The organism is Bartonella sp. AC535YNZD (genome assembly GCF_042196625.1).
Classification (GTDB): domain Bacteria; phylum Pseudomonadota; class Alphaproteobacteria; order Rhizobiales; family Rhizobiaceae; genus Bartonella.
Window position 1 is genome coordinate 19658 of record NZ_JBHIQP010000005.1, and the last position, 23239, is coordinate 42896.

Here is a 23239-nt window from a genome sequence, read left to right on the forward strand (position 1 = left end):
CATAACAAATATAAAAAACAATATGGATCATTTTTTTAAAACCATGTTTTTATCTTCTGTCAAATAAATTCATTTGAACGCTTGAACTCAATAACATCCCAAAACAAATGAGCAACATCTGTACCGCAGAAGCGTTTAATTTCACGAATTCCCGTAGGAGACGTCACATTGATTTCTGTTATATAATCTCCAATCACATCAATCCCCACAAAAAGAAGACCTCGTTCCTTTAAGGCTGGACCAATGCGTTCACAAATCTCATAATCACGTTTTGTTAACTCAACATTTTCCGCGCGACCTCCAACATGCATATTAGAGCGCACATCTGTTTCTGTCGGAATTCGATTAATAGCTCCAACAGGTGCACCATCAAGCAAAATAATCCTTTTATCTCCTTTTCGTACTACCTCTAAATAGCGCTGAACAATAAAAGGTTCGTGATAAATTTCTGCAAACATTTCCAACAATGATGCTAAATTGCGATCATCTTGTTTTAAATAAAAAACACCAGCGCCCCCATTCCCATAAAGTGGTTTAACAATAATATCGCCAAATGTCTTTCTAAAAGCTGTTATTTCTTCAATATCTTTGGTAATTAGTGTTTCTGGCATCAAATCGGAAAATTCAGTAACAAAAATTTTTTCTGGACTGTTGCGTACCCATGCCGGATCATTCACAACAAGTGTTTTAGGATGAATACGTTCTAACAAATGAGTCGTGGTGATATAATTGAGATCAAAAGGGGGATCTTGGCGTAAAAGAACCACATCCATATCTGTTAATTCTGTGCGAACAGGCTTTTCTAATTGATAGTGGCTTCCCTCTTTATCATGTACAATCAATGGCTCTAGTCGTGCAATCACACAACCATCGCACAGAGATAAACGATCTGGTGTATAATGGAAGAGAGAATGTCCACGTTCTTGTGCTGCTAAAGCGAGTGCAAATGTCGTATCTCCTTGAATCCGAACTGTTGAAATATGATCCATCTGAATGGCAATTTTCATAAATAAATCCTCCCTATCCTAAAAGCAGACTGGTCTATGCATCATAAACTTAGTAAACAATAAAAGAACTATGACAAGAGAAAATTTATGACACAAGAAACAGATACAAAATTAAGCAACGAAGAAATCGAACGCTATGCACGCCACATCATTTTGCCTGAGATTGGTGGTGCAGGGCAACAAAAACTAAAAAAAGCACGTGTCCTTGTTGTGGGCGCTGGTGGTCTCGGTGCTCCTGTCTTAACCTATTTGGCTGCCGCAGGTGTTGGAACCCTTGGAATTATCGATAATGACATTGTTTCACTTTCCAATTTACAACGCCAAGTTATTCATAAAACAAGTGCAATGAACAAAAGCAAAACAGACAGTGCTGAAACCACTATAAAAGCAATAAATCCCCATGTTGTAGTTGAAAAACACACCCTACGCTTAGATAACAGTAATGTGGATAAACTGCTCAATGCTTACCACATCATTGTTGATGGAAGTGATAATTTTACGACACGCTATCTTCTTGCTGATCACGCTGCCCAATGTAAAAAACCTTTAATAAGTGGTGCTGTAGAACGTTTTAATGGCTCATTAACCGTCCTTATGCCATATAAAGACAATAATCCTCACTATCGCGATTTATTTCCCACGCCTCCTGCTCCCGATACTATTCCAACATGCGCTGAAGCTGGAATTATCGGTGTTTTACCCGGTGTTATTGGGACCCTACAAGCAATGGAAGTTATTAAAATGATCACAAACATCGGAGAGCCATTAGTAGGAAAGATTCTTCTCTATAATGGATTATTAGCACAATTTAATATTATTACTTATAAACGCTCAAATTATAAAGAAAATGCCATAGTTATTAAGAAGCTTGGAGAATCTTGATGATGTTCTCTCTTCCACTAACTTTTAGCACTCTCGCAATATGTATTGAAATACTAATATTTTATCGTAAGTCATCGAAACATTGTAACCAATGAAACCTATTAAATTTATCACAAATATGGAAAACCTTTTGTGAAAAAATAATTCTCTATAATGGATTATCATCATAATTTCATGTCATCGTCTATAAATAGACAGAGACTCGTGCAAACTTAGCTCCCATCAGTATTCTTGTGTAAAAAATTTTCAACGTAGATAAAAATACAATCAACGGAACTCTATTCAACTATTTTACTAGTCACACATAAAAATTGTTTCACATGAAAGTGCTCACTTCAAACCATAACCTATAAATAATCTAAGTCATATTTTAGTGATCGGTACTATAAAAGGTCAATGATCTGTCCACACACTTCTAACCTTAAGAGAAAACGTCTATTCATCAAGCATCATAAAATGCAGCTTAGGATTATTGCACGTATAAGAACAATCAATTGTCTCAGTTCATAAGAAAAATACATGGGAATTGATGTGTATAGAAGGATTAAGATAAACCTCATGGAGAGCTTTAATTACATAATTATTACATTCAGAAGCAGAAAGCTGCGGCTCATGAATTGATAATCCTTCAGCAATAATTTCACAGACAAGTATATGTAGAAAAAGTGAAGCACACAAATCTTGAAAACCAATCCACAGACGACAGTGTAAAAAGTGCATTTTTATAAAAGATCTCTTTAAAATAAGCGAGTAAATATGCAATGTTAAATGTGTTCTGTTTTGCGTGAGGGGCGTTCGCCCTAACAAAACATCAATAAGAGCTCTTTTTATAAAACTGCGAAACTAAAATTACAAAAAAATCAGACTTCTTTCTAAAATTAACATCTATGGTATAAGTTAATTTGGCTCGTTCGCTTTATTATTATCCATTGGTAAAGGAACAGGATGATCGGATAAACTGCGTAAATAAAGCAAAAGATCAGCACGATCTTGGTCATTTTTAATTCCACGGAAAGACATAATGGTCCCAGGAAATGCTTCACGTGGAGAACGTAGATAACGATCTAACGTTACAAAATCCCATTTTTGATCAGAGTGCGCACGTAATACCCGTGAATATGCAAAACCTGCTGCTGATGCCAAAGGGCGGTCAACAATTTCCCAAAGAACTGGACCAACACGCCCTGCTTCATTGCGTCCAGAAGTATGGCATATGGCACATTGGCGAAAAATTTTACGGCCATTTTCAAAATCACCTTGTTGAAGGCGGCTATTGAGTGATAGAGAAACATCCATCGCTTTCTGTTTTTCTTTAAATATATCGTTCTTGGTAACTGTATGATAATATTGAACCGATGTAGGATGATCATAAACTATATTGCTGAGTGTGGAAATTCCCACAACAATGATCAACACACATAAACAAGCAAAAACAAAATAGATAACTCTCCAGCGATTCATAAAAATTCAAATGTTCATGGTTTCATTACTATTTTTAGTATAAGCTTTTTCTTTATAACACACAACATCCTAAATGCACCACAGACGACGTTTGGAATCTTGCAATGGCTCTTGAACCAATTATTCTTATTCCTGCCCGTATGGGCTCAACCCGCCTTCCTAAAAAAGCTCTCGCTGAAATCGCTGGAAAGCCGATGATTGTTCATGTCGCAGAACAAGCAAAAAAAGCCGCATTAGGTCGGACCATCGTTGCAACAGATCATCATGATATTGCTGAAGCCGTTACAGCTTATGGACATGAATACATCATGACATCTTGTGATCACAAGTCTGGATCTGATCGTATTTATGAAGCTTTAGTACGCATTGATCCTGAACAACGCTACAACGCCATTTTAAATATACAAGGTGACCTACCAACAATCATGCCTCGTGAAATCATTCGTGCACTACGCCCTTTAGAAAATAGCTTTACTGATATTGCAACCTTGGGTGCTCAAATCATTGAAGAAAATGAAACAAGAGATCCCAATGTTGTCAAGATCATTGGGACACCGCTTTCTCAAAATCGCCTTCGTGCTCTTTATTTTACTCGCGCCACAGCACCCTATGGAGATGGTCCTCTTTATCACCATATTGGAATATACGCCTATAGGCGCGAAGCACTTGAAAAATTTGTATCATTCAAACCCTCACCACTTGAGAAACGTGAAAAACTTGAACAATTACGTGCATTAGAAAACAATATGCGTATTGATGTGGAAATAGTCGATACAATTCCCTTAGGTGTAGACACACAACATGATCTCGATAGAGCTTGTGAGATTTTAGCATGAAAATACTTAAAAAAACCAATAAAATTTCTTTCCAAGGAGAATACGGCGCTAATTCCCATATTGCTTGCTCCAATATGTTCCCCAATATGGATGCTGTTCCCTCTGCTACTTTCGAAGACGCTCTTAATTTAGTGGAAAGCGGGAAAGCTGATCTTGCTATGATCCCTATTGAAAATACTCTTGCAGGGCGCGTTGCAGACATTCATCATCTTTTACCGCAGTCGTCTCTTTATATTATTGATGAATATTTTTTACCTATCCATTTTCAACTCATGGTTTTGCCCGGCGTTACATATGACGAAATTAAAACCGTCCACAGCCATACGCATGCCCTTGCACAATGCCGAAAAATCATACGAAACAACGGTTGGAAACCTGTTGTTTCTGCTGACACCGCTGGAGCTGCAAAATTTATTAAAAAAAATGCTAAACGTTCACAGGCTGCCTTAGCACCTTTAATCGCAGCAGAACTCTATGGACTTGATATTCTTGAAAGAAATGTTGAAGATAACCCTCATAATATTACCCGTTTTGTCATCCTTTCACGCTCCAAACGACATGTCCCCAAACCTCAAAATGGCGAAAAAATCATCACCAGTCTTCTTTTTCGAGTGCGCAATGTCCCCGCTGCTCTCTATAAAGCTATGGGAGGATTTGCAACGAATGGTATCAATATGACAAAATTAGAAAGCTATCAAATTGGTGGAAATTTCAATGCAACACAATTCTTTGTTGATATTGAAGGACATCCTGAAGACCCGATGATGAAACTTGCCTTAGAAGAATTATCTTTCTTTTCTGCAGAACTGCGTATTATCGGTACTTATCCAGCACAAAACGATCGAACATCGTATATATAAAAGCAATTAAGCTGCTATCATTTTTTGTTGATATCAAAAAGCATCGTAAAAATTTCATAATGCAACGCATCTTGAAAGGGCTTGTTTTTTTCTACTCAACACCCTTTATAAACACTGAAGAAGAAAAAACAGCTCGTAACAGAATATATAAATTATTTTCATAATATTTTCTCACAAATTATATCACGATAAACCGCAATTCAACTCGTATAAAAACCAGTGTAAAAAATACAGTAACCAAAAATAAAAACGCTTGTACCATCTATTTCCCTTTATATATTCAAAGAGAGACTCTTGAGAAAAGTCATTATCCTCTGACAATATTCCAATAAAGATAACGAACTTCTAAATTCGCTCTCAAAACAATTAAAATTATTATACATAATAGAGCATTCAAATCTCTTAGATTAATACTATTCTAAACATAGTTTGAAACTAGAAAATGCAACTTAGCCCTGATTTTAGCATTAAGTTTGAGCTTTTATCTTTATAAAAATTGATTTATGATTCACCTCACTTTAGAAAAAGGAGAGGATAATGAAAAAAGTCTTCACGCGAGGATTATTAGCTGCAAATATTCTCGCCTACTCTAGTGTTGCATTTGCTGGCTTTGGTGAAAAAAAATGGAATTTTGCGCGGGATGAAAGTGTTGTGATCACACCATCCTATACATTCCAGCAAGGAGTTGAATACTCTTGTAATATCTTTAAACCGAAGAAAGTATCCTTTACTTTATCATACTCTGCCCCTTCTGATTTAAACAAATTGAGAATTTTTGTTGATGATGAAAAGAAAATAACCCATGATAAAGAAAAGAAAATCTTTACCCTAAAAAATATAAAATCTCTTCATATAAGTTTTCCTTGGTCAGGACGTTATATTTTTAAAAATATTACGAACAAAAAAGTTGTTGGAACAGATTGTGACACAGGAGGTTATGATTAACAATATTTCTATAACATCTAAATTTGAGTAGAGTTATTCTTTTTTTTAGGTGTTTTTTTCAAAATACGGCATAATGAGCCATTAAAACTAATCGCTGAAAAGATTATTTTTATATTAATATGGCAAACCTTAAGATGCTTATAAGGTCAGATATTAAAGAACTTTTGCGAAAACTAGAAGACTAGACTTAAATTGTTCTGTATTTTCTACTATCAGAGCTATTTTTTTAATAAGAATATAACTTCTATCTTCGCAACTGCTTTATTTTAAGTACTATAAAGCACATCGTACCCAAATCACTTAGATAAACAGAAAGTAAAATTTGCATCTGCAGACGCATTCCTCACTGCACTTTAAGTCATACTCATTCAGCTTTTTATAAAAATTTATCTCGCTTTTCTCTTTTCGTTAAAAAATCTAATTATTTAAAGCTATAAAATGTCGTGTATATAAAATACCATTTTTACAGTTATAAAATCATAAATCTGTGCCAGCCACCATTATTATTTTATAGCTTTTAAATTGCATCGTCTCTTGTATGAGTACAGTCCTTAAAAGATATGTGAAATCTTTTCTCCAATAATGGGAACACATATATTGATTTATCTAGTGATGAGCCCAACGTCTTTAATGAAGAAAATCAGCACTCAAGAAAAAAGAGCGATAACATCTACTCAAGATTTACATTCATAGATGTTAAAAGAAAAAATATTACGTATTTGATATTCTCGTTCACAATAGAAATGATGGAGTGGTATTATAAGATAAAACATTAACTCACTATAATTAAGTCTTTGATATTCATACTGAATCAATTAAAATCGTTTTCTTGAAAGTTACAAAGAGGAGTGGTGTGTGAGTAAAATTGATTGAAAAAAGGAATAAAAATGTTCCTTATGAAACCTCTCAAATGCAAAGGATTGCAACATTGGGGAGATGTTAAATAATATAAGGGTTCTGGCTTGTACTTTTATTAAACATAAAGATGGTAGTGCACAATGGACTTATACCTCAGCGGCAGTATGTATACACTTTACAAGTGATGTGATGAAATAGAGTTAAAAATATTTCGTGTAAAAGCATGTAAATGTAAAACTTAAGTGTATTGTGTTTAGAGTGTTCTGTTTTGTATGAAGGGGGAGACGTCATTGAATCAATATTTTATAATTATTCATAAACAATATTCTTCCTCTAAATTTCTCATTATAATTCATTGCACGATCTATATGCTTTATTTTCCTTTTTTGCCGTTGCAAATTTTAATGATTCAACTTCGTAATTTTAGAACAGACGGAGCTATCCTAAAATTCTTACAGGCAAGTTTGAACGAATGATTATAATTATACATTCAGATTATCTTAAACGAAGAAAATATTTTCATCCCCAATAAATATGAAAAACTCCTGCTATGAAAACTGATAAATCCTCAATCTCTTTGTTGTTTATATGTCAATAAATTAAACGCAAAGGAAAATTCTTTGTCGTTCTTAGGATATTTTTCGTTTCCGAGCTTGATTTTTCATTCCAAATCGACAATATGAACTCGGGAGGTTGGTGGTGGACGAACTACTCGCCAACTGGGTCAGGTCTGGAAAGAAGCAGCCCCAACGAGTTCTGGTACGGGTCATTGTTCCAACCTCCTATTTTGCTGAAGAAATTATTTTTTATGCTGTCTTTTAGCGAGGTATTTTTAATCTTCAGAGCGGCATTTGTATGCAGCAAATAAAGGGATTTTGTTGTTTTTAAACAAATTGTCCCATAAATAATTTGATTAAGAAAAAATCCTTTTATATGAGACTACAGTATTGATCTATGCTTTTGTATTATCAAAATGTACGCATAAAGAACTTCGAAGTTGGAAATATTCATGGAAAATTTACCGGTAGAAACAGCCTATCGTGTTCTTGCTCGTAAATATCGACCCCAAAACTTCTCTGACCTCATTGGTCAGGAAGCTATGGTGCGTACTCTCACCAACGCCTTTGAAAAAGGTCGTATTGCACAAGCGTGGATGTTAACAGGGATTCGTGGCGTAGGTAAAACCACAACAGCACGTATTTTGGCACGTGCGCTTAATTATAAAACAAAAGATATTGACCAACCAACAACTGTATTGGACTCTCTTGGTGAACATTGCACACAAATTATCGAAGGACGCCATATTGATGTTATAGAAATGGATGCCGCTTCTCATACGGGCATTGATGATATTCGTGAAATTATTGAACAAATACGCTATCGTCCTGTTTCTGCACGCTATAAGGTTTATATTATAGATGAAGTACATATGCTCTCAACACAAGCCTTTAATGGTTTATTGAAAACCCTTGAAGAACCACCGTCGCATGTAAAATTTATTTTTGCCACAACAGAAATTCGCAAAGTTCCTATTACAATTCTTTCGCGTTGCCAACGTTTTGATTTGCGACGTATTGAATCAAAAGCTTTGAGTGCACATTTGCGCCAAATTGCGAAATATGAAAAGGTAGAAGTAGAAGATCAAGCACTCTCTATTATTGCCCGTGCTGCAGAAGGATCTGCACGTGATGCATTATCCATTTTTGATCAAGCGATTGCCCATAGCAATGGCAATGTTAATGCTATTGCGGTGCGTACAATGTTAGGATTAGCTGATCAAGCACGTATTATTGATCTTTTTGAATTTATCATGAAGGGCGATGTTGTCAATGCGTTACATGAATTACGCAGTCAATATGAAGCAGGTGCTGATCCTCTTACTATATTGACAGAACTAGCCGATTTTAATCATCTGGTCACACGTTTACGTTTTACACCAGAAATAGTGGAAGATTTCTCACTAACTGAAGAACAACGTTTAAAAAGTTTAGACTTTTCAAAAAAACTTTCCGTTCCTGTTTTATCCCGAAACTGGCAAATGTTACTCAAAGGATTACAGGAAGTTAATCAAACTGCACGTCCACTTCAAGCCGCTGAAATGCTTTTAATTCGTCTTGCTCACACAGCTGACCTACCAACTCTTGATGAAGCTTTAAAAAAGCTTACGCAAGAAAAAACACCTCTCACACTCGTTACAAATTCTTCTCATCAAGAATCTACGAATGCAAATAATATAGCAAAAGAAACAACGGTCGATGCCCATACTTTCTCAAGCGTTACCAATACATTATCAGATCTATCAGATTTAAAAACATCTTTGAAAAGCCAATTAGATAATTCCTTACAACCGGAAAATTTAGTTAAAAATCAAACTTCTGAAAAAACCAACGCCCACGAAGTAACAAAAACTCTTGAAACTTTTCAATCTACTGATCTTTCTGAAAAGATTGAAAATTTATCGCATTGTGTCACACAAATAACAGAAGAGATTACTGAACCTAAAACTCTCGTAATTAATTCTTTGCACGATATTGTTCAATTAGCCGAACAGCATAATGACACTCCTTTCAAACTCCTTATTAAAGAATTTGTTCATCCTGTTTCTTTTGAAGCTGGGCATATTACCTTAAGACTTTCTGAAAATACCCCACAATTTCTTGCTCATGATATAGAAAAAAAGATATCTCAATGGACAGAAAAACGCTGGACAATAACTTTTGTTAATGAAGGAGGTGGCCCAACCTTACAGGAGGAAAGTATAGCGATTCAAAAGACTCTTTTTTCCAATGCAGAAACAGATCCTGATATCGCAAAAATCCTCAATCATTTCCCAGAAGCAAAAATTGTCGATATTCGACTCAATAAAGAAGAAAATGATCTTGATTTACTCCCCAATACCTTTAAAAATGCTGATATTTTTAAAAATAAAAATGATATCAATGATGAATAAGGATACCTCTTCCTATGCGTGAAATGATGAGCATGATGAAAAAAGCCAAAGAAATGCAAGAAAAAATGCAGAAGATTCAAGAAGAAATAGCTAATCTGCAAGCTGTGGGCACTGCAGGAGGTGGTCTCGTCAATATCACTTTAAATGGAAAAAATATTATAACAGCAATTCAAATTGATCCTTCATTACTCAAACCTGAGGAAGCTGAAATTCTTGAAGATCTCATTATGGCGGCTTATAATGAAGCAAGAACAAAAATCGAAGTCGCAATAGAAGAAAAAACCAAAAGTATGACCGCAGGGCTACCACTCCCATCAGGTTTCAAGCTTCCATTTTAATGAAACGGATTTTTTCCGTGGGACAAAAATATGTCTAAATACATTGCAGGACCTGAGATTGAACGTCTCATTCAGATTTTATCACGGTTACCAGGTCTTGGTCCACGTTCAGCACGTCGTGCTGCGCTTCATCTTATCAAAAAAAAAGAGACATTGCTGGAGCCTTTGGGAGCGGCTATACAAGCAGCTATAGAAAAAGTCGGCATTTGTTCTGTTTGTGGAAATGTCGATACCATTGATCCTTGTTCAATTTGCACAGATTTACGCCGCGATGATACAACAATCATTGTTGTTGAGGATATTGCTGATCTGTGGGCTCTTGAGCGCGCAAAAACTTTAGCCGCACGTTACCATGTGTTGGGTGGACGACTCTCTCCCTTAGATGGAATAGGCCCTGATGAACTCAATATTGCCACCTTAATACAACGTGTTGTACAAAACCCTATTACGGAGATTATTCTTGCTGTCAATGCGACTGTCGAAGGTCAAACAACTGCTCACTATATCACCGATCAGCTTTCCAATTTTCCAGTTAAAATTACGCGACTTGCTCATGGTGTCCCTGTAGGAGGCGAGCTTGATTATCTTGATGACGGAACTTTAGCAGCAGCTGTACAAGCAAGAACAAATCTTTAAAACTTTTTCTTCTTAACCTTTAGCTTTTTAATGACGGGGGAATATTCAAGTGATCAAGAAAAAACTCTCACTTTTAAACGACTTTGGTCCTGGTATTTTAGTATGTTTACTCATATCAGCCTTAGCTTATGGTTTAGAAGTTGTAGAAAAACAGCTTTTTGCAGAAGCGTGGCTTGAAAGCCTTGTTTTGGCAATTCTTTTAGGCTCTATTACCCGTAGTTGTTTTACTTTGCCAACATATTTTCAAAAAGGTATCACCTTTTGTGCAAAAACACTTCTCGAAATTGCTATTGTTCTTCTAGGTGCAAGCATTAGTATTAATGCAGTCCTTTCAGCTGGTTGGAATTTACTTGCTAGCATCGTATTCGTTATATTCATAACAATTATCCTTAGCTTTGTCATTGGTCGACTTTTCGGGCTTTCTACACATTTAGCAATGTTAGTTGCTTGCGGGAATGCTATTTGTGGCAATTCAGCTATTGTCGCTGTTGCACCTGTCATAAAAGCAAAACATGACGATGTAGCCGCGTCAATTGCCTTCACTGCTCTTTTAGGAATTCTTATTATTTTATTTTTACCCTTTTTACATCCATCTCTGAATTTGTCATTTAGCCAATATGGTGTGCTTGCTGGCATGGTTGTTTATGCTGTACCACAGGTTTTAGCAGCAACAGCATCTGTCTCTTTTCTGAGTGTTCAAATTGCAACAATTGTTAAATTGGTACGCGTTCTCATGTTAGGTCCTGTTATTTTTATTCTATCAATTATCTATCATCGCTCAGCACAAACACGTTTTCGTCTACATACTCTTGTGCCATGGTTTATAATCGGCTTTATTATCATGATGCTTATCCGCTCAAGCGGACTTATTCCTGAAACGGCTATAAATCCGATCAAACTTACTGCTCAGGTGTTCACTATCATTTCAATGGCAGCATTAGGTTTAGGTGTTGATATACGATCATTAAAAAAAGCAGGATGGCGCGTTATTTTAGCTTCAACCTGCTCCATAATTATTCTCGGTATTTGTAGCCTTATCATGATACAATTGAATGATTTAAATCATATAATACTTTGAAATATGCATTAATTGTTTCTTTTTTTAAGGGAGTATGCAATCAACCCAAAGTCCTCATTATTATTGAAATCAGTTCTTTCATAAACCAGAAAAAGTTCTAAAATACTGCTCATTATTCTATACAAAAAATTGAAAATGCTACGATATGAAGTGAAAACTATCGAATTTGCTTTTTCAATAAGCTTTTCAGTCTATAGTGATTTGCAACGGTATAGTATTCAATATGGAACGCATACAAAATAATGCTCTTTATTTCAGATCTGATTAAGTTAATTTTTTTTATAGAAGACAGAATATATTTATGTTGCTCATTCACGTACTTGTAAAAAAATACCTCTCAAGGCACATGAACTCCCTTTCAAGGCTGTGCCTGTGAATAATATAATTAAAATCCCCATGAAGTGTCCAAAATACATTGTTCATCCCCCTCTTCGCTTTATGAAGTAACAAGCCCTAGCATCATACTATTATTAACTCCCAATGTTGCAATAGCTCTTGCATTTAAATGGTTTATGAGAGAAATTTTACTCTTTTCTTCAATAGTTTTATCCACACGCCAACTCTCTTTCATGCCGTGTAAGAAAAAGATTTTAATTTATGAGTTTGAAATGAAAAAATCTTACAATATCCAAGGATATTATTGAACATGGCAATAATAAACTATTATTATAAAATCAATTCATTGATAACAAAAACCAATAAGAATCACATCAACATCTCGTTCTATCCCATAAAAAGATATTGTTGCTTATTGGCACTAGTAACTTTCTTACAAATGAAATATACGATAATGAAAAGATTAAAAATGCAGCAGGACTTTTATTTATCGTTTTATTCAACTAAAATATTTTTATGCTTATCCTTGCTATAGATACTGCTTCGATTTATTGTGCTGTTGCGCTTATTCGTCATAAATCTGTTATTGCGCGTATCAATGAGCGCATGAACAAAGGACATGCTGAAAAACTTATTGAGCAGATTACACAAATAATGACACAAGCCAATATGACGCTTGATCAAGTTGAGCGTATTGCTGTCAATATTGGACCTGGGTCATTTACTGGTGTACGTGTCGGTGTTGCAACAGCACGCGCTTTGGCATTAGCACTTGAAATACAAGCTGTTGGAGTGAGTGCTCTTGAAGCGTTAGCAGCACAAGTCATAAACAATAAAAGTACAGCATCGGCAATTACTGTTGTCATTGAAGCAGGGAGAGGGATGTTCTATCATCAAAATTTTCATAATAATCTCACACCTTTGGGAGAACCGGGATTAAAAACAATGGAAAATATCCTCGAAGATTTGCCAAAAAAAACCCGACTGACTGGCCCAGCTGCTGATGTCGTTGTGGAGCATGTTAAAAACCATAAAATATACGAAAAAATTGTCCTAGAAAAAATCCCCTGCGAAGCGGCTGATATTGTAAACTATGCTTATCTTGCTGCAAACAAACAACCACAAAATTCACCTCGCCCACTCTATCTACGCAGTGCTGATGCAAAACAACAAACCGATTTTGCTTTACCACGAAAAAAATAATGTCCAAATTTTCATTGACAAAAAAGAATTTTGGAATTGCTCCGCTACAAGTTCATGATAGTGCTGCTCTTCATCAAATTCATCAGCATTGTTTTACCCCTTCTTGGGAAAAACAAGCTTTTGATAATTTCTTAACAGATCACTCTATCTTCGGATACAAAGTTTTTCTCATTGATCGCTCTGATCAAATTTTAGGCTTTTGCCTATGCCGTCTCATCCTTGATGAAGCAGAAATCATCACAATTGCTGTTCATCCTCATTATCGTCAAAAAGGAATTGGTACCTTTCTTATCGAAAGCACAGTTCACTATCTTCACGACAAGGGCGCCATAAAATTATTCTTGGAAGTAGAAGCCATAAATCTTTCTGCTTTGAACCTTTATCAACGCTTTGAATTTCAAAAAATTTCTGAACGTCTTGCCTATTACGCGTCAAAAAATGGTCGTGGTGATGCAATTATCATGCAAAAAACTTTTAAGCAAATAGATTGAGATTTGTGTAAAAAACATTTAGACAAGCACTATGAATAAAGTAAATCCTAAAAATACATCTCCTGTTGCTCCTAAAAAGGTTTTTATCAAAACTTATGGATGTCAAATGAATGTTTATGATAGCCAACGGATGACTGATAGTCTCAGTTCGCAAGGCTATGTGACAACACAAATTCCCAATGATGCCGATCTTATTCTTGTTAATACCTGTCATATTCGCGAAAAAGCAGCAGAAAAACTTTATTCTGATCTCGGTCGTTTGCGCGTTATGCGTCAAGAGCGCACACCTGATAAACCCCTTATGGTTGGTGTAACAGGTTGTGTTGCACAAGCTGAGGGAAGTGAAATCTTGCGCCGTGCTCCAACAGTGGATCTTGTTATTGGTCCACAAATGTATCATCGCCTGCCAGAATTGTTAGAAAAAGCCAAACAAGGGAAAAAAATTATCGAAACAGACTATGCTGTTGAAGATAAATTTGCTCATTTGCCGCCCCATAATAAACATGCAGTAAGAAAACGAGGTGTGAGCGCATTTTTAACAGTACAAGAAGGGTGCGACAAATTTTGCACTTTTTGTGTTGTTCCGTACACACGCGGTGCTGAAATATCACGGTCTGTCGAGCAAATTACTGAAGAAGCCCGCCAGCTTATTGAAGCAGGTGTTAAAGAGATTACGCTGCTTGGACAAAATGTCAATGGTTGGCATGGACAAAGTGCTGATGGCAAAACTTGGCGTCTTGGCGATCTTCTTTATCATCTTGCAAAACTCGATGGTTTAAAGCGTTTGCGTTACACAACCAGCCACCCGCGTGATATGGATGATAGCCTTATTGCCGCACATCGAGATCTTGATATGTTAATGCCTTACCTCCATCTGCCTGTTCAATCAGGTTCAGATCGCATCTTAAAAGCCATGAATCGCCAACACAAAAGTTCTCATTATCTTCATCTTATTGAAAAAATTCGGACTGCACGACCCGATATTGCCTTTTCAGGTGATTTTATTGTAGGATTTCCAGGCGAAACAGATGAAGATTTTGAAGAAACCATTAAACTTATTCAACAAGTGCAATACAGTTCAGCTTATTCTTTTAAATATTCCCCCCGTCCTGGAACAGTGGGAGCCACAATGAAAAATCATGTTGATGAATCTGTAAAAGATGCCCGACTTCAACATTTACAAATCCTTCTCCTTGAGCAACAAAATGCGTTTTTGCGTTCTAAAATTGGTCAAAAAACGAACGTTCTCATCGAAAAACCTGGACGTCACTCAGGGCAAATGGTAGGACGTTCCCCTTGGCTTTTACCTGTTGTCGTCGATACAGAAGCCTCTACAGGTAGCGTGATAGAAATTCATATTAAAAATGCAAGCTCAAACAGTTTTGTTGGTGAAGTGACAAATAGATAAACATGCCTCTAACACCTTGTTCACAATAAATATTTTGGAAAACTCTTTTATTTTAAAAGAAAACGATTACATCTAAAGCGTGCACTTTTTGTAAAAAATTGTCTTTATAAAGTTTACTTAACAAAATGTGCAATATTTATGTAGATATGGAGAATAGACTGAAAACTTCAACCGAAAAAATAAAGCGTATTAAAGAAAAAGTAAATACGTCCCTTGAAAAGGCTGATACCTTGAAACAAACAAGCGCTTCAGATCTGAGCCAAGTTGTTTTGATTTTCGAAAATAATAAATATGCAAAAGCAGTTTTTGGTAAATTTGACGAAAATCTCGCTTATATCGAAAAAAAACTCGAACTTAGTATTCATCCGCGTGGTAATGAAGTCTTAATCCGTGGAAATATTTCTGTTATAAAACGTGCGCAATATGTATTGCAGCAGCTTTATGAACGAGCCAAAACACATCAAGAGCTCACTTTATCAGATATAAAAGGAGCGATTTCTATGGCAAATATACCAAAGAAGCAGAAAGAAGACACAATAGCACACAAATCTGCAACGAAACGTATACCAGCAAGGTTGAGTACCCATAAAAAAATAATTCATGCAAGAACTCCAACACAAGACGCTTACATAAGCGCTATGGAGCATACTGAACTTGTGTTTGGTATAGGACCAGCAGGAACAGGAAAAACGTATCTTGCTGTTGCTCATGCTGCAATGCTTCTAGAACGCGGTATCATTGAGCGAATTATTCTCTCACGTCCGGCTGTTGAAGCTGGAGAACATCTTGGTTTTCTTCCCGGTGATCTCAAAGAAAAAGTCGACCCATATTTACGACCACTTTATGATGCTCTTTATGATATGATGCCCGCTGAAAAAATAGAACGCATTTTAGCCTCTGGTGTCATAGAAATTGCTCCTCTCGCCTTTATGCGCGGACGAACACTTGCCCATGCCGCTGTTATTCTTGATGAGGCACAAAATACTACACCCATGCAAATGAAGATGTTTCTCACACGTCTTGGAGAAGGAACGCGTATGATTGTTACCGGTGACGTAAGCCAAATTGATTTGCCTATAGGGCAAAAATCAGGTCTCATTGAAGCAATTCGCATTCTTTCAAATGTAGAAAGTATCGCAATTGTGCATTTTGATGAAAAAGATGTTGTACGCCATCCACTTGTTGCTGCTATCGTTGGTGCTTATGATCGTGATTCAGAAATACAAAATAAAAAAAATCATTCGCATGCGATGCATTAAAAAATGAATTTGATTCATCATGATTATTATTGATATAATGATTAAAAGCGCAGGGTGGAATGATGAGAAAATGCTCTATAATATCACTGAAAAAGCATTAATGACAACTATGCATCATGTTTCATTGGCAAATGTTGTAAGCGAGATTAGCTTGCTTTTTACGAATGATGAACATATGGCACAAATCAATGCACAATGGCGCAACAAAAACAAATCTACTAATGTATTATCCTTTCCTGCTTTTCCACTTAAGGCTGGAAATCGACCTGGTCCCATGCTCGGTGATATTATTATTGCCCGAGAAACTGTTGTTTTCGAAGCAGAGAAAGAAGGAAAAACATTTCAAGACCATTTAACACATATGATTGTTCATGGTATCTTGCATCTGCTTGGTTATGATCATGAAACTGATGATGAAGCATATAAAATGGAAAAGCTCGAAAGAGAAATTCTTCAAAAGCTTTCCATAAGAGATCCTTACGCATAATTGTCTATCAATGATAAAATTTAACTTTTAAAATTAATATTACAAGCATACCATTTAAAGCCTCTTATTTATCTATTATAAGAAAGAAAGTTTAGAAGATTTCAAAACCATGGACAACAAAATAAATACACAAAATAATAGTCAAACATCTTCTAACAATGAAAAAAAATCTTCTCAACAGACGAATCATACAGAAAAATATTCTCTGATGAATCATTTATTTTCATTCTTACGTGGTCGTAATTGTGCACCTACGTCACTGCGCGATGATCTTACCGTTGCCCTCACGACTAACAATGAAAAAGATACCGCCCCCTTCTCGCCTGAAGAACGTACTATGCTGCATAACATTTTACGTTTACGTGAAGCACGCGTGGATGATGTTATGATACCTCGTTCTGAAATCGAAGCATTAGAAATAAACACTTCACTTGGAGAAACCCTTAAATGTTTTGCAAAAATTGGTCATTCTCGCATACCCGTTTATGCTGAAACTTTAGATGATCCGCGCGGCATGATCCATATCCGCGATATTCTTAACTATATGATTCGCTTTATTATCAATCCAACAAAAACCGAACAAAAATCCGATTTTCTTCAATTAAACCATACAGACTTACATACTCCAATCGGTGAATTGGACTTGATCCGAACAGTTCTCTTTGTTCCCAGTTCTATGCTTGCAAGCAAATTATTAACACGGATGCAAACTACACGAACTCAAATGGCTTTAGTTATTGATGAACATGGAGGAACAGATGGTCTCGTTTCAATGGAAGATATTGTTGAGTTAGTCGTTGGGGATATCGAAGATGAACATGATAATGTCGACAATGCTATCGTACGTGAACCCAATAATAAATGGCTCGTTGATGCAAGAACTGAACTAGAAGATGTGGAGAAAGCTCTTGGTCCTGATTTTATCGTAGGGGAATATGGTGATGAAGTTGATACTATTGGTGGTTTGATCGTCTCCATTCTTGATCGCATTCCTGCCAAAGGTGAAATTGTTGAAGCTGTACCTGGCTATAGATTTCGTATTTTAGAAGCTGATAAACGCCGGATTAAACGGTTGCGCATTTTTCGCATTCCAAAAAATGAGAATCTTGAAAACAATGCCATCCCTAAAGAATAGTTCAGCGTTTTTACACAATTTCATTGTTTTTTTATTCTCTGTTACAGGCTGGAAACGCCAAGCATGGATATTTCTGTGTGGTGCTCTTACTTCTTTTGCACTTCCACCCTTTTATTTAACACCTCTTTGCTTTTTAACTTTCCCTCTCTTTATTGTTTTACTGGACTCAATACAAGCCACCAAAAATAATAAAAAACATTTTTTTACTTACGCTCTAAGCTGTGGAACCTTTGGTTTTAGTTATTTTATTTGCGGCCTTTGGTGGCTATGCAATGCTTTGTTAACAGATCCAGATTCTTTTGGTTGGGCCGTCCCATTAGCCATTTTAGTCCCTCCACTCTACCTTTCTCTTTATTGGTTTTTTTCTGGTTTCATTGTCGGTTTATTATGGACAAAAGGAATAGCACGCTTTTTTGTTTTAGCCTTTGCATTAGGATTGTCCGAGTGGTTGCGTGCGTTTTTATTCACAGGATTTCCATGGAACTCTCTTGGCTATACAGCCATGCCAACCCCAATGTTCATGCAATCTGATGCAATCGTGGGACTTTACGGAATGAATATTCTTGCTGTCTTAGCCTACAGTTTGCCAACTGTTTTACTCACAGATGAAAAAAAGAAAGTGGCACTTTCTCTTTGCTTATCACTTATCTTCATTCACTGTGGTTTTGGGTTTTATCGTCTTCATACTATAGAAGACACAGCTGAAGATCAAAAAAGTGCTTATTGGGTGCGCATTGTTCAACCGTCCATCCAACAAAATATAAAATTGCGTGATAATACACGAGAAGCTATGTTGGAAGCGCATATGAAGCTAAGTGCAACACCAACAACCGATCAAAATTCAGAACCCGATTTTATCGTATGGCCTGAAGCTTCCGTTCCTTACCTTCTCTATGATCAATCATCTATCACAATGCACATCGCCTCTCTTTTAAAACCTAAACAATGGGCTATTGTTGGAGCAATACGCGCCAGCAATGATCTACCTTATTCCCAAACACAATATTTTAATACAATTGCAGTCATTAATGCTCAAGGTAATATTTTAAATACTTCCGATAAACTTCATTTGGTTCCTTTTGGTGAGTATCTTCCTTATCAGAATTTATTGAAAAAAATTGGATTGCGCACCCTTGCCGATAATATTGGTGGATATAGTGCTGCAAGTGTGCGCAAAATTGTTACAATGCCAAACGGATTTTCTTATCTACCCTTGATTTGTTATGAAGCAATATTTCCCCATGAAATGACTTTCAAAGGCTCCCCGCCTCAAGCAATTATTAATATTACAAATGATGCATGGTTTGGTGTAACACCTGGACCCTATCAACATCTTCAACAAGCACAGCTTCGTGCCGTTGAACTGGGAATTCCCCTCATACGGGCAGCCAATAATGGCATATCAGCTGTTATTGATTCTTATGGACGAATCGTTGTAGCTCTTCGACAAAATGCTGTGGGCATTATTGATTCACGAATTCCATCATCCATTACCCCTATAGGAAGCAATGAATACAGAACTTTCTCTACTTTTACCTTATTCATCCTTATGCTATTGTGTCGTATTGGTTTTGGTTTTACAAAACAGCTTAAATGATTCAAGTGCCCTTTGTACGGTATTATGTTGCGTGTACCAGTAATATTGGGAAAAAATATTACATATTGTTTTAATTATATGATAAATCAACTGCGCATAAATATGATGTTGGTTTAGAAGAAAAATGCTGGAAATAAAGAGTTGCATTATGACCGAAACTAGAAAAAAACCTGACCCTATAGATATCTATGTTGGAACTCGTATCCGTTTACGTCGTAATATTTTAGGACTCACTCAAGAGAAACTAGGTGAAAAATTAGGAATTACTTTTCAGCAAATCCAAAAATATGAAAAAGGAACAAACCGTATTGGTGCCAGCCGTCTTCAAGCGATAGCGGAAATTATGGATGTTCCTGTTTCTTACTTTTTTGATAAAGGACTTACCTCCCAACAAGTAGAAGGTTTTGCTGAAAGTGAACACAATTTTATAGACTTTTGTTCTAGCAGCGAAGGGATTCAGCTCATGCGCGCTTTTACAAATATATCTGATGCTAAAGTGCGTCGAAAAATTATTGACTTGGCAAAAGCACTTTCTGAGGAAGATTTGACAAATAAGTTATAAATTAAAATTATATCTTTTCTCTTTTATTCATATACATTTGCATTGACTATTTGCTGTAGAATTAGCAAATGGTGACGACTTTAGTAAGCAATTGATTAAATCGTTGGTTTTTTTTTGAAGGAGTTCCTATGCCGCATCAAGATTATCTTTTTACGAGCGAATCGGTATCGGAAGGACATCCTGATAAAATTTGTGATCGTATTTCCGATGAAATCGTTGATATGATCTATAAAGAAGCTGAAAAGACTGGTACTGATCCATGGTTAGTACGCGTTGCATGTGAAACTCTCGTCAGTGTCAACCGTGTTGTTATCGCTGGTGAAGTGCGTGTTCCCGATACGCTATTAAAAAAAGATAAAAATAAAGAATTCATCTATGATAAGACTGGCTTTCCACTCATTAATCCTACACGTTTTCGTACAGCAGCGCGCCGTGCTATTCGTACCATTGGCTATGAACAAGCAGGATTCCATTGGAAAACTGTTAAAATTGATGTTCTTTTGCGCCCACAATCAGCTGATATAGCAAGAGGGGTTGATAATGCTACGGATCGGCATGGTGAAGAAGGAGCAGGTGATCAAGGCATCATGTTTGGATATGCTTGCCGTGAAACACCTGATCTCATGCCTGCGCCAATTTATTATGCGCATAAAATTCTCAAACTTCTTGCCGCAGCCCGTCATAAAGGAGAGGGAGAAACTGGAAAATTAGGACCAGATGCTAAAAGCCAAATAACCATACGTTATAAAAATGGAAAACCGATAGAGGTCACATCCATTGTTCTTTCAACGCAGCACCTTGATGAAAGTTGGGATTCCAATAAAGTGCGTACAGTGGTTGAACCTTACATTCGCCAAGCTTTACATGACATTCCCATTTCAGCTCAATGTAGTTGGTATATAAACCCAACAGGAAAATTTGTCATTGGTGGTCCTCAAAGTGATGCCGGATTAACGGGACGCAAAATTATTGTGGATACTTACGGAGGTGCAGCACCCCATGGAGGCGGTGCTTTTTCAGGAAAAGATACAACAAAAGTTGATCGTTCTGCTGCCTATGCGGCACGCTATCTGGCTAAAAATATTGTTGCTGCTCATTTAGCAGAAAGATGCACCATTCAACTCTCCTATGCAATTGGTATTGCACAACCTTTATCTATTTATCTTAATCTTCATGGAACAGGAAAAGTCGATGAAAAGGTTATTGAAGAAGCCATCCGCAAAATAATGGACCTTTCACCTACCGGCATTCGAAAACATCTTGACCTCAATAAACCTATTTATGCAAAAACAGCTGCCTATGGTCACTTTGGTCGTAAACCAAAACACGATGGTTCGTTTTCATGGGAAAAAACTGATCTCGTGAAAACGCTTCAAACAATGATCCAAATCCCATGATTAAACATAATATACGTAAGAGTGAAGCATTTTTTGGACGCCGACAAGGAAAACAACTTCGAAACAGTCAGCTTACACGTATACAAATGCTTCTCCCCAGTTTGAATATTGATTTAAATGTCCCTCCTCCCTTAAACCTTACATCTTTATTTTCAAGCAAAGTAAGAGAAATTCGACTTGAAATCGGTTTTGGTGGAGGTGAACATTTACTTCATGAAATGGCATATTTTCCAACAACCGGTTTTATCGGTGTCGAGCCCTTTATCAATGGCATGGCAAAAATATTGTCGTCTCTTGAACAGCATCAAAACCATCAAAATCGTCTTCGCCTCTATAATGATGATGCTACACGCCTTCTGGATTGGCTCCCTGATAACTCGCTTGATGGAATAGACCTCTTCTATCCTGATCCTTGGCCGAAAAAGAAACACTGGAAACGACGCTTCATCAATATAAAAAATCTTAACCGTTTTTCTCGTGTTCTTAAAATAGGGAAATTTTTTCGCTTTGCTAGCGATATAGACAGTTATGTAAACTGGACTTTGTACCATTGTGCACAACATGATCACTTTGAATGGAAAGCAGAAAGCCCTCAAGACTGGAAACTCCCTTATCCACTATGGAGCGAAACCCGCTATGAAGCAAAAGCTCTCCGCGAAGGACGAACGCCTGCCTATCTTACCTTTATCAAGAAATAAATGATCAAGCGCTTTTCTCATAAACAACTTGAAAAATTTTGAATTTAAGAGTATCAATAGTTAAATTCTTGGTCTTATGATGAAGAGTGGGCCGTTGGACCCGCTCTTTTTTAATATCATAAAACTGATGAAACCAACTTGGATAAAATTTATGAATGAAGTTGAAAAAATAAGCAATCTTGACGAACCGCGCCTGTTTGAAGAAGATGGTATCGAAGCACAGGTTGCTGCTCTTGTCATACCACTACTTAAACCTTTAGGTTTTCGTTTGGTTCGCGTGAAACTTCTTGGTCAAAATGGTTTAACACTTCAAATTATGGTTGAACGTGCCGATGGTTCTATGACCATAGAAGATTGTGAAACGGTTAGTCGAACTGTTTCTCCCCTCCTTGATGTACAAAATGTTATTGAACGCAAATATCATTTAGAAATCTCATCCCCTGGAATTGATCGTCCATTGGTAAGAAAATCTGATTTTTTTCATTGGCAAGGGCATCTTGCAAAAATTGAAACCAAAATAACAATTGATGGGCGCCGAAAATTTCGCGGGACACTTACAAATATCACGCAAGATGGATTTATTTTAAACACTGATAAAGCTGCTTATGGAGAAGCCATGTATACCCCTATTTCCTTTTGTGATATTATAAATGCGCATTTAGTGCTTACCGATGAGCTTATTCGCGATGCATTGAAACAAAATAAAGATTTAAGTCAACAATTCATTGCCGAAGAGAACGCTAACGACTCTATACAGACGCTCAATTTCAAAAAATAATATCACTGGGAAATACCCATCGTGTGGCACAAAGAAG

Annotated in this window: 21 protein-coding genes and 1 other RNA gene; 20 read left to right on the forward strand and 2 right to left on the reverse strand. The window is 36.5% G+C overall.

The window, feature by feature from the left end; translation table 11 throughout:
• Positions 1-59 precede the first annotated feature (59 nt).
• Positions 60-1007: a glutathione synthase gene (gshB, locus tag ACFIM8_RS04385; protein WP_375608046.1), complete on the reverse strand. Its 948-nt coding sequence runs from the start codon at positions 1005-1007 to the stop codon at positions 60-62.
• 87 nt (positions 1008-1094) lie between these two features.
• Between gshB and ACFIM8_RS04390 the strand changes: the two genes are divergently transcribed.
• Positions 1095-1889 (forward strand): molybdopterin-synthase adenylyltransferase MoeB, encoded by a 795-nt coding sequence (locus tag ACFIM8_RS04390; protein ID WP_375608045.1) that lies wholly within the window; start codon positions 1095-1097, stop codon positions 1887-1889.
• 897 nt (positions 1890-2786) lie between these two features.
• On the opposite strand, the gene ACFIM8_RS04395 is transcribed toward ACFIM8_RS04390, so the two are convergent.
• Complete coding sequence (locus ACFIM8_RS04395; RefSeq protein ID WP_375608044.1) at positions 2787-3350, reverse strand: c-type cytochrome; 564 nt, start codon at positions 3348-3350, stop codon at positions 2787-2789.
• 104 nt (positions 3351-3454) lie between these two features.
• On the opposite strand from ACFIM8_RS04395, the gene ACFIM8_RS04400 reads away from it, so the two are divergent.
• The 19 genes from ACFIM8_RS04400 to rimP all read left to right on the forward strand — a co-directional run bounded on the left by ACFIM8_RS04400 (position 3455) and on the right by rimP (position 23202).
• Positions 3455-4186: a 3-deoxy-manno-octulosonate cytidylyltransferase gene (locus ACFIM8_RS04400; protein WP_375608043.1), complete on the forward strand. Its 732-nt coding sequence runs from the start codon at positions 3455-3457 to the stop codon at positions 4184-4186.
• Positions 4183-5046, forward strand: a complete 864-nt coding sequence (locus ACFIM8_RS04405) for a prephenate dehydratase (protein WP_375606800.1) — start codon at positions 4183-4185, stop codon at positions 5044-5046. The genes ACFIM8_RS04400 and ACFIM8_RS04405 overlap by 4 nt, the downstream gene beginning before the upstream one ends.
• A 537-nt stretch (positions 5047-5583) precedes the next feature.
• A complete protein-coding gene (locus ACFIM8_RS04410; protein WP_375606799.1) occupies positions 5584-5991 on the forward strand; it encodes a hypothetical protein in 408 nt (135 codons plus the stop codon).
• Between the two features lie 1546 nt (positions 5992-7537).
• Positions 7538-7635, forward strand: an RNA gene (gene ffs / locus ACFIM8_RS04415) — signal recognition particle sRNA small type.
• Positions 7636-7858: 223 nt separating this feature from the next.
• Positions 7859-9799 (forward strand): DNA polymerase III subunit gamma/tau, encoded by a 1941-nt coding sequence (locus ACFIM8_RS04420; protein WP_375614570.1) that lies wholly within the window; start codon positions 7859-7861, stop codon positions 9797-9799.
• A gap of 14 nt (positions 9800-9813) precedes the next feature.
• Positions 9814-10137 (forward strand): YbaB/EbfC family nucleoid-associated protein, encoded by a 324-nt coding sequence (locus tag ACFIM8_RS04425; RefSeq protein ID WP_375606797.1) that lies wholly within the window; start codon positions 9814-9816, stop codon positions 10135-10137.
• Between the two features lie 30 nt (positions 10138-10167).
• Positions 10168-10773, forward strand: a complete 606-nt coding sequence (recR, locus tag ACFIM8_RS04430; protein WP_273790577.1) for a recombination mediator RecR — start codon at positions 10168-10170, stop codon at positions 10771-10773.
• Between the two features lie 49 nt (positions 10774-10822).
• Positions 10823-11851 (forward strand): YeiH family protein, encoded by a 1029-nt coding sequence (locus ACFIM8_RS04435; protein ID WP_375606796.1) that lies wholly within the window; start codon positions 10823-10825, stop codon positions 11849-11851.
• 852 nt (positions 11852-12703) lie between these two features.
• On the forward strand, positions 12704-13390 hold the full coding sequence (gene tsaB, locus ACFIM8_RS04440) for a tRNA (adenosine(37)-N6)-threonylcarbamoyltransferase complex dimerization subunit type 1 TsaB (protein WP_375614571.1): 687 nt from the start codon (positions 12704-12706) through the stop codon (positions 13388-13390).
• Positions 13390-13881: a ribosomal protein S18-alanine N-acetyltransferase gene (gene rimI / locus ACFIM8_RS04445; RefSeq protein ID WP_375614572.1), complete on the forward strand. Its 492-nt coding sequence runs from the start codon at positions 13390-13392 to the stop codon at positions 13879-13881. The genes tsaB and rimI overlap by 1 nt, the downstream gene beginning before the upstream one ends.
• Positions 13882-13912: 31 nt before the next feature.
• Positions 13913-15289 (forward strand): tRNA (N6-isopentenyl adenosine(37)-C2)-methylthiotransferase MiaB, encoded by a 1377-nt coding sequence (gene miaB / locus ACFIM8_RS04450; protein ID WP_375606793.1) that lies wholly within the window; start codon positions 13913-13915, stop codon positions 15287-15289.
• 158 nt (positions 15290-15447) lie between these two features.
• Positions 15448-16548 (forward strand): PhoH family protein, encoded by a 1101-nt coding sequence (locus ACFIM8_RS04455; RefSeq protein WP_375610576.1) that lies wholly within the window; start codon positions 15448-15450, stop codon positions 16546-16548.
• 19 nt (positions 16549-16567) lie between these two features.
• Positions 16568-17035, forward strand: coding sequence for an rRNA maturation RNase YbeY (ybeY, locus tag ACFIM8_RS04460; protein WP_375606792.1), 468 nt, complete (start codon positions 16568-16570; stop codon positions 17033-17035).
• Between the two features lie 109 nt (positions 17036-17144).
• The gene (locus ACFIM8_RS04465; RefSeq protein ID WP_375606791.1) at positions 17145-18170 is read left to right on the forward strand and encodes a hemolysin family protein; all 1026 of its coding nucleotides are present in this window, start codon (positions 17145-17147) and stop codon (positions 18168-18170) included.
• On the forward strand, positions 18133-19767 hold the full coding sequence (lnt, locus tag ACFIM8_RS04470; protein ID WP_375606790.1) for an apolipoprotein N-acyltransferase: 1635 nt from the start codon (positions 18133-18135) through the stop codon (positions 19765-19767). The genes ACFIM8_RS04465 and lnt overlap by 38 nt, the downstream gene beginning before the upstream one ends.
• Positions 19768-19915: 148 nt before the next feature.
• The gene (locus tag ACFIM8_RS04475; protein WP_375606789.1) at positions 19916-20329 is read left to right on the forward strand and encodes a helix-turn-helix domain-containing protein; all 414 of its coding nucleotides are present in this window, start codon (positions 19916-19918) and stop codon (positions 20327-20329) included.
• Positions 20330-20457: 128 nt separating this feature from the next.
• The gene (gene metK, locus ACFIM8_RS04480; RefSeq protein WP_375606788.1) at positions 20458-21726 is read left to right on the forward strand and encodes a methionine adenosyltransferase; all 1269 of its coding nucleotides are present in this window, start codon (positions 20458-20460) and stop codon (positions 21724-21726) included.
• Positions 21723-22424 (forward strand): tRNA (guanine(46)-N(7))-methyltransferase TrmB, encoded by a 702-nt coding sequence (locus tag ACFIM8_RS04485; protein WP_375614573.1) that lies wholly within the window; start codon positions 21723-21725, stop codon positions 22422-22424. The genes metK and ACFIM8_RS04485 overlap by 4 nt, the downstream gene beginning before the upstream one ends.
• A 151-nt stretch (positions 22425-22575) precedes the next feature.
• Positions 22576-23202, forward strand: coding sequence for a ribosome maturation factor RimP (rimP, locus tag ACFIM8_RS04490; protein ID WP_375606786.1), 627 nt, complete (start codon positions 22576-22578; stop codon positions 23200-23202).
• Positions 23203-23239 lie beyond the last annotated feature (37 nt).

Bases quoted from the DNA above. Each gene is read 5' to 3' on its own strand.
- lnt (WP_375606790.1), top strand. From the start codon at position 18,133: ATGAGAATCTTGAAAACAATGCCATCCCTAAAGAATAGTTCAGCGTTT.
- metK (WP_375606788.1), top strand. From the start codon at position 20,458: ATGCCGCATCAAGATTATCTTTTTACGAGCGAATCGGTATCGGAAGGA.
- recR (WP_273790577.1), top strand. From the start codon at position 10,168: ATGTCTAAATACATTGCAGGACCTGAGATTGAACGTCTCATTCAGATT.
- gshB (WP_375608046.1), bottom strand. From the start codon at position 1,007: ATGAAAATTGCCATTCAGATGGATCATATTTCAACAGTTCGGATTCAA.
- ACFIM8_RS04420 (WP_375614570.1), top strand. From the start codon at position 7,859: ATGGAAAATTTACCGGTAGAAACAGCCTATCGTGTTCTTGCTCGTAAA.
- ybeY (WP_375606792.1), top strand. From the start codon at position 16,568: ATGATTATTATTGATATAATGATTAAAAGCGCAGGGTGGAATGATGAG.
- ACFIM8_RS04465 (WP_375606791.1), top strand. From the start codon at position 17,145: ATGGACAACAAAATAAATACACAAAATAATAGTCAAACATCTTCTAAC.
- tsaB (WP_375614571.1), top strand. From the start codon at position 12,704: ATGCTTATCCTTGCTATAGATACTGCTTCGATTTATTGTGCTGTTGCG.
- ACFIM8_RS04410 (WP_375606799.1), top strand. From the start codon at position 5,584: ATGAAAAAAGTCTTCACGCGAGGATTATTAGCTGCAAATATTCTCGCC.
- rimP (WP_375606786.1), top strand. From the start codon at position 22,576: ATGAATGAAGTTGAAAAAATAAGCAATCTTGACGAACCGCGCCTGTTT.
- ACFIM8_RS04425 (WP_375606797.1), top strand. From the start codon at position 9,814: ATGCGTGAAATGATGAGCATGATGAAAAAAGCCAAAGAAATGCAAGAA.
- ACFIM8_RS04405 (WP_375606800.1), top strand. From the start codon at position 4,183: ATGAAAATACTTAAAAAAACCAATAAAATTTCTTTCCAAGGAGAATAC.
- ACFIM8_RS04400 (WP_375608043.1), top strand. From the start codon at position 3,455: ATGGCTCTTGAACCAATTATTCTTATTCCTGCCCGTATGGGCTCAACC.
- ACFIM8_RS04475 (WP_375606789.1), top strand. From the start codon at position 19,916: ATGACCGAAACTAGAAAAAAACCTGACCCTATAGATATCTATGTTGGA.
- ACFIM8_RS04390 (WP_375608045.1), top strand. From the start codon at position 1,095: ATGACACAAGAAACAGATACAAAATTAAGCAACGAAGAAATCGAACGC.
- ACFIM8_RS04395 (WP_375608044.1), bottom strand. From the start codon at position 3,350: ATGAATCGCTGGAGAGTTATCTATTTTGTTTTTGCTTGTTTATGTGTG.
- ACFIM8_RS04485 (WP_375614573.1), top strand. From the start codon at position 21,723: ATGATTAAACATAATATACGTAAGAGTGAAGCATTTTTTGGACGCCGA.
- miaB (WP_375606793.1), top strand. From the start codon at position 13,913: ATGAATAAAGTAAATCCTAAAAATACATCTCCTGTTGCTCCTAAAAAG.
- rimI (WP_375614572.1), top strand. From the start codon at position 13,390: ATGTCCAAATTTTCATTGACAAAAAAGAATTTTGGAATTGCTCCGCTA.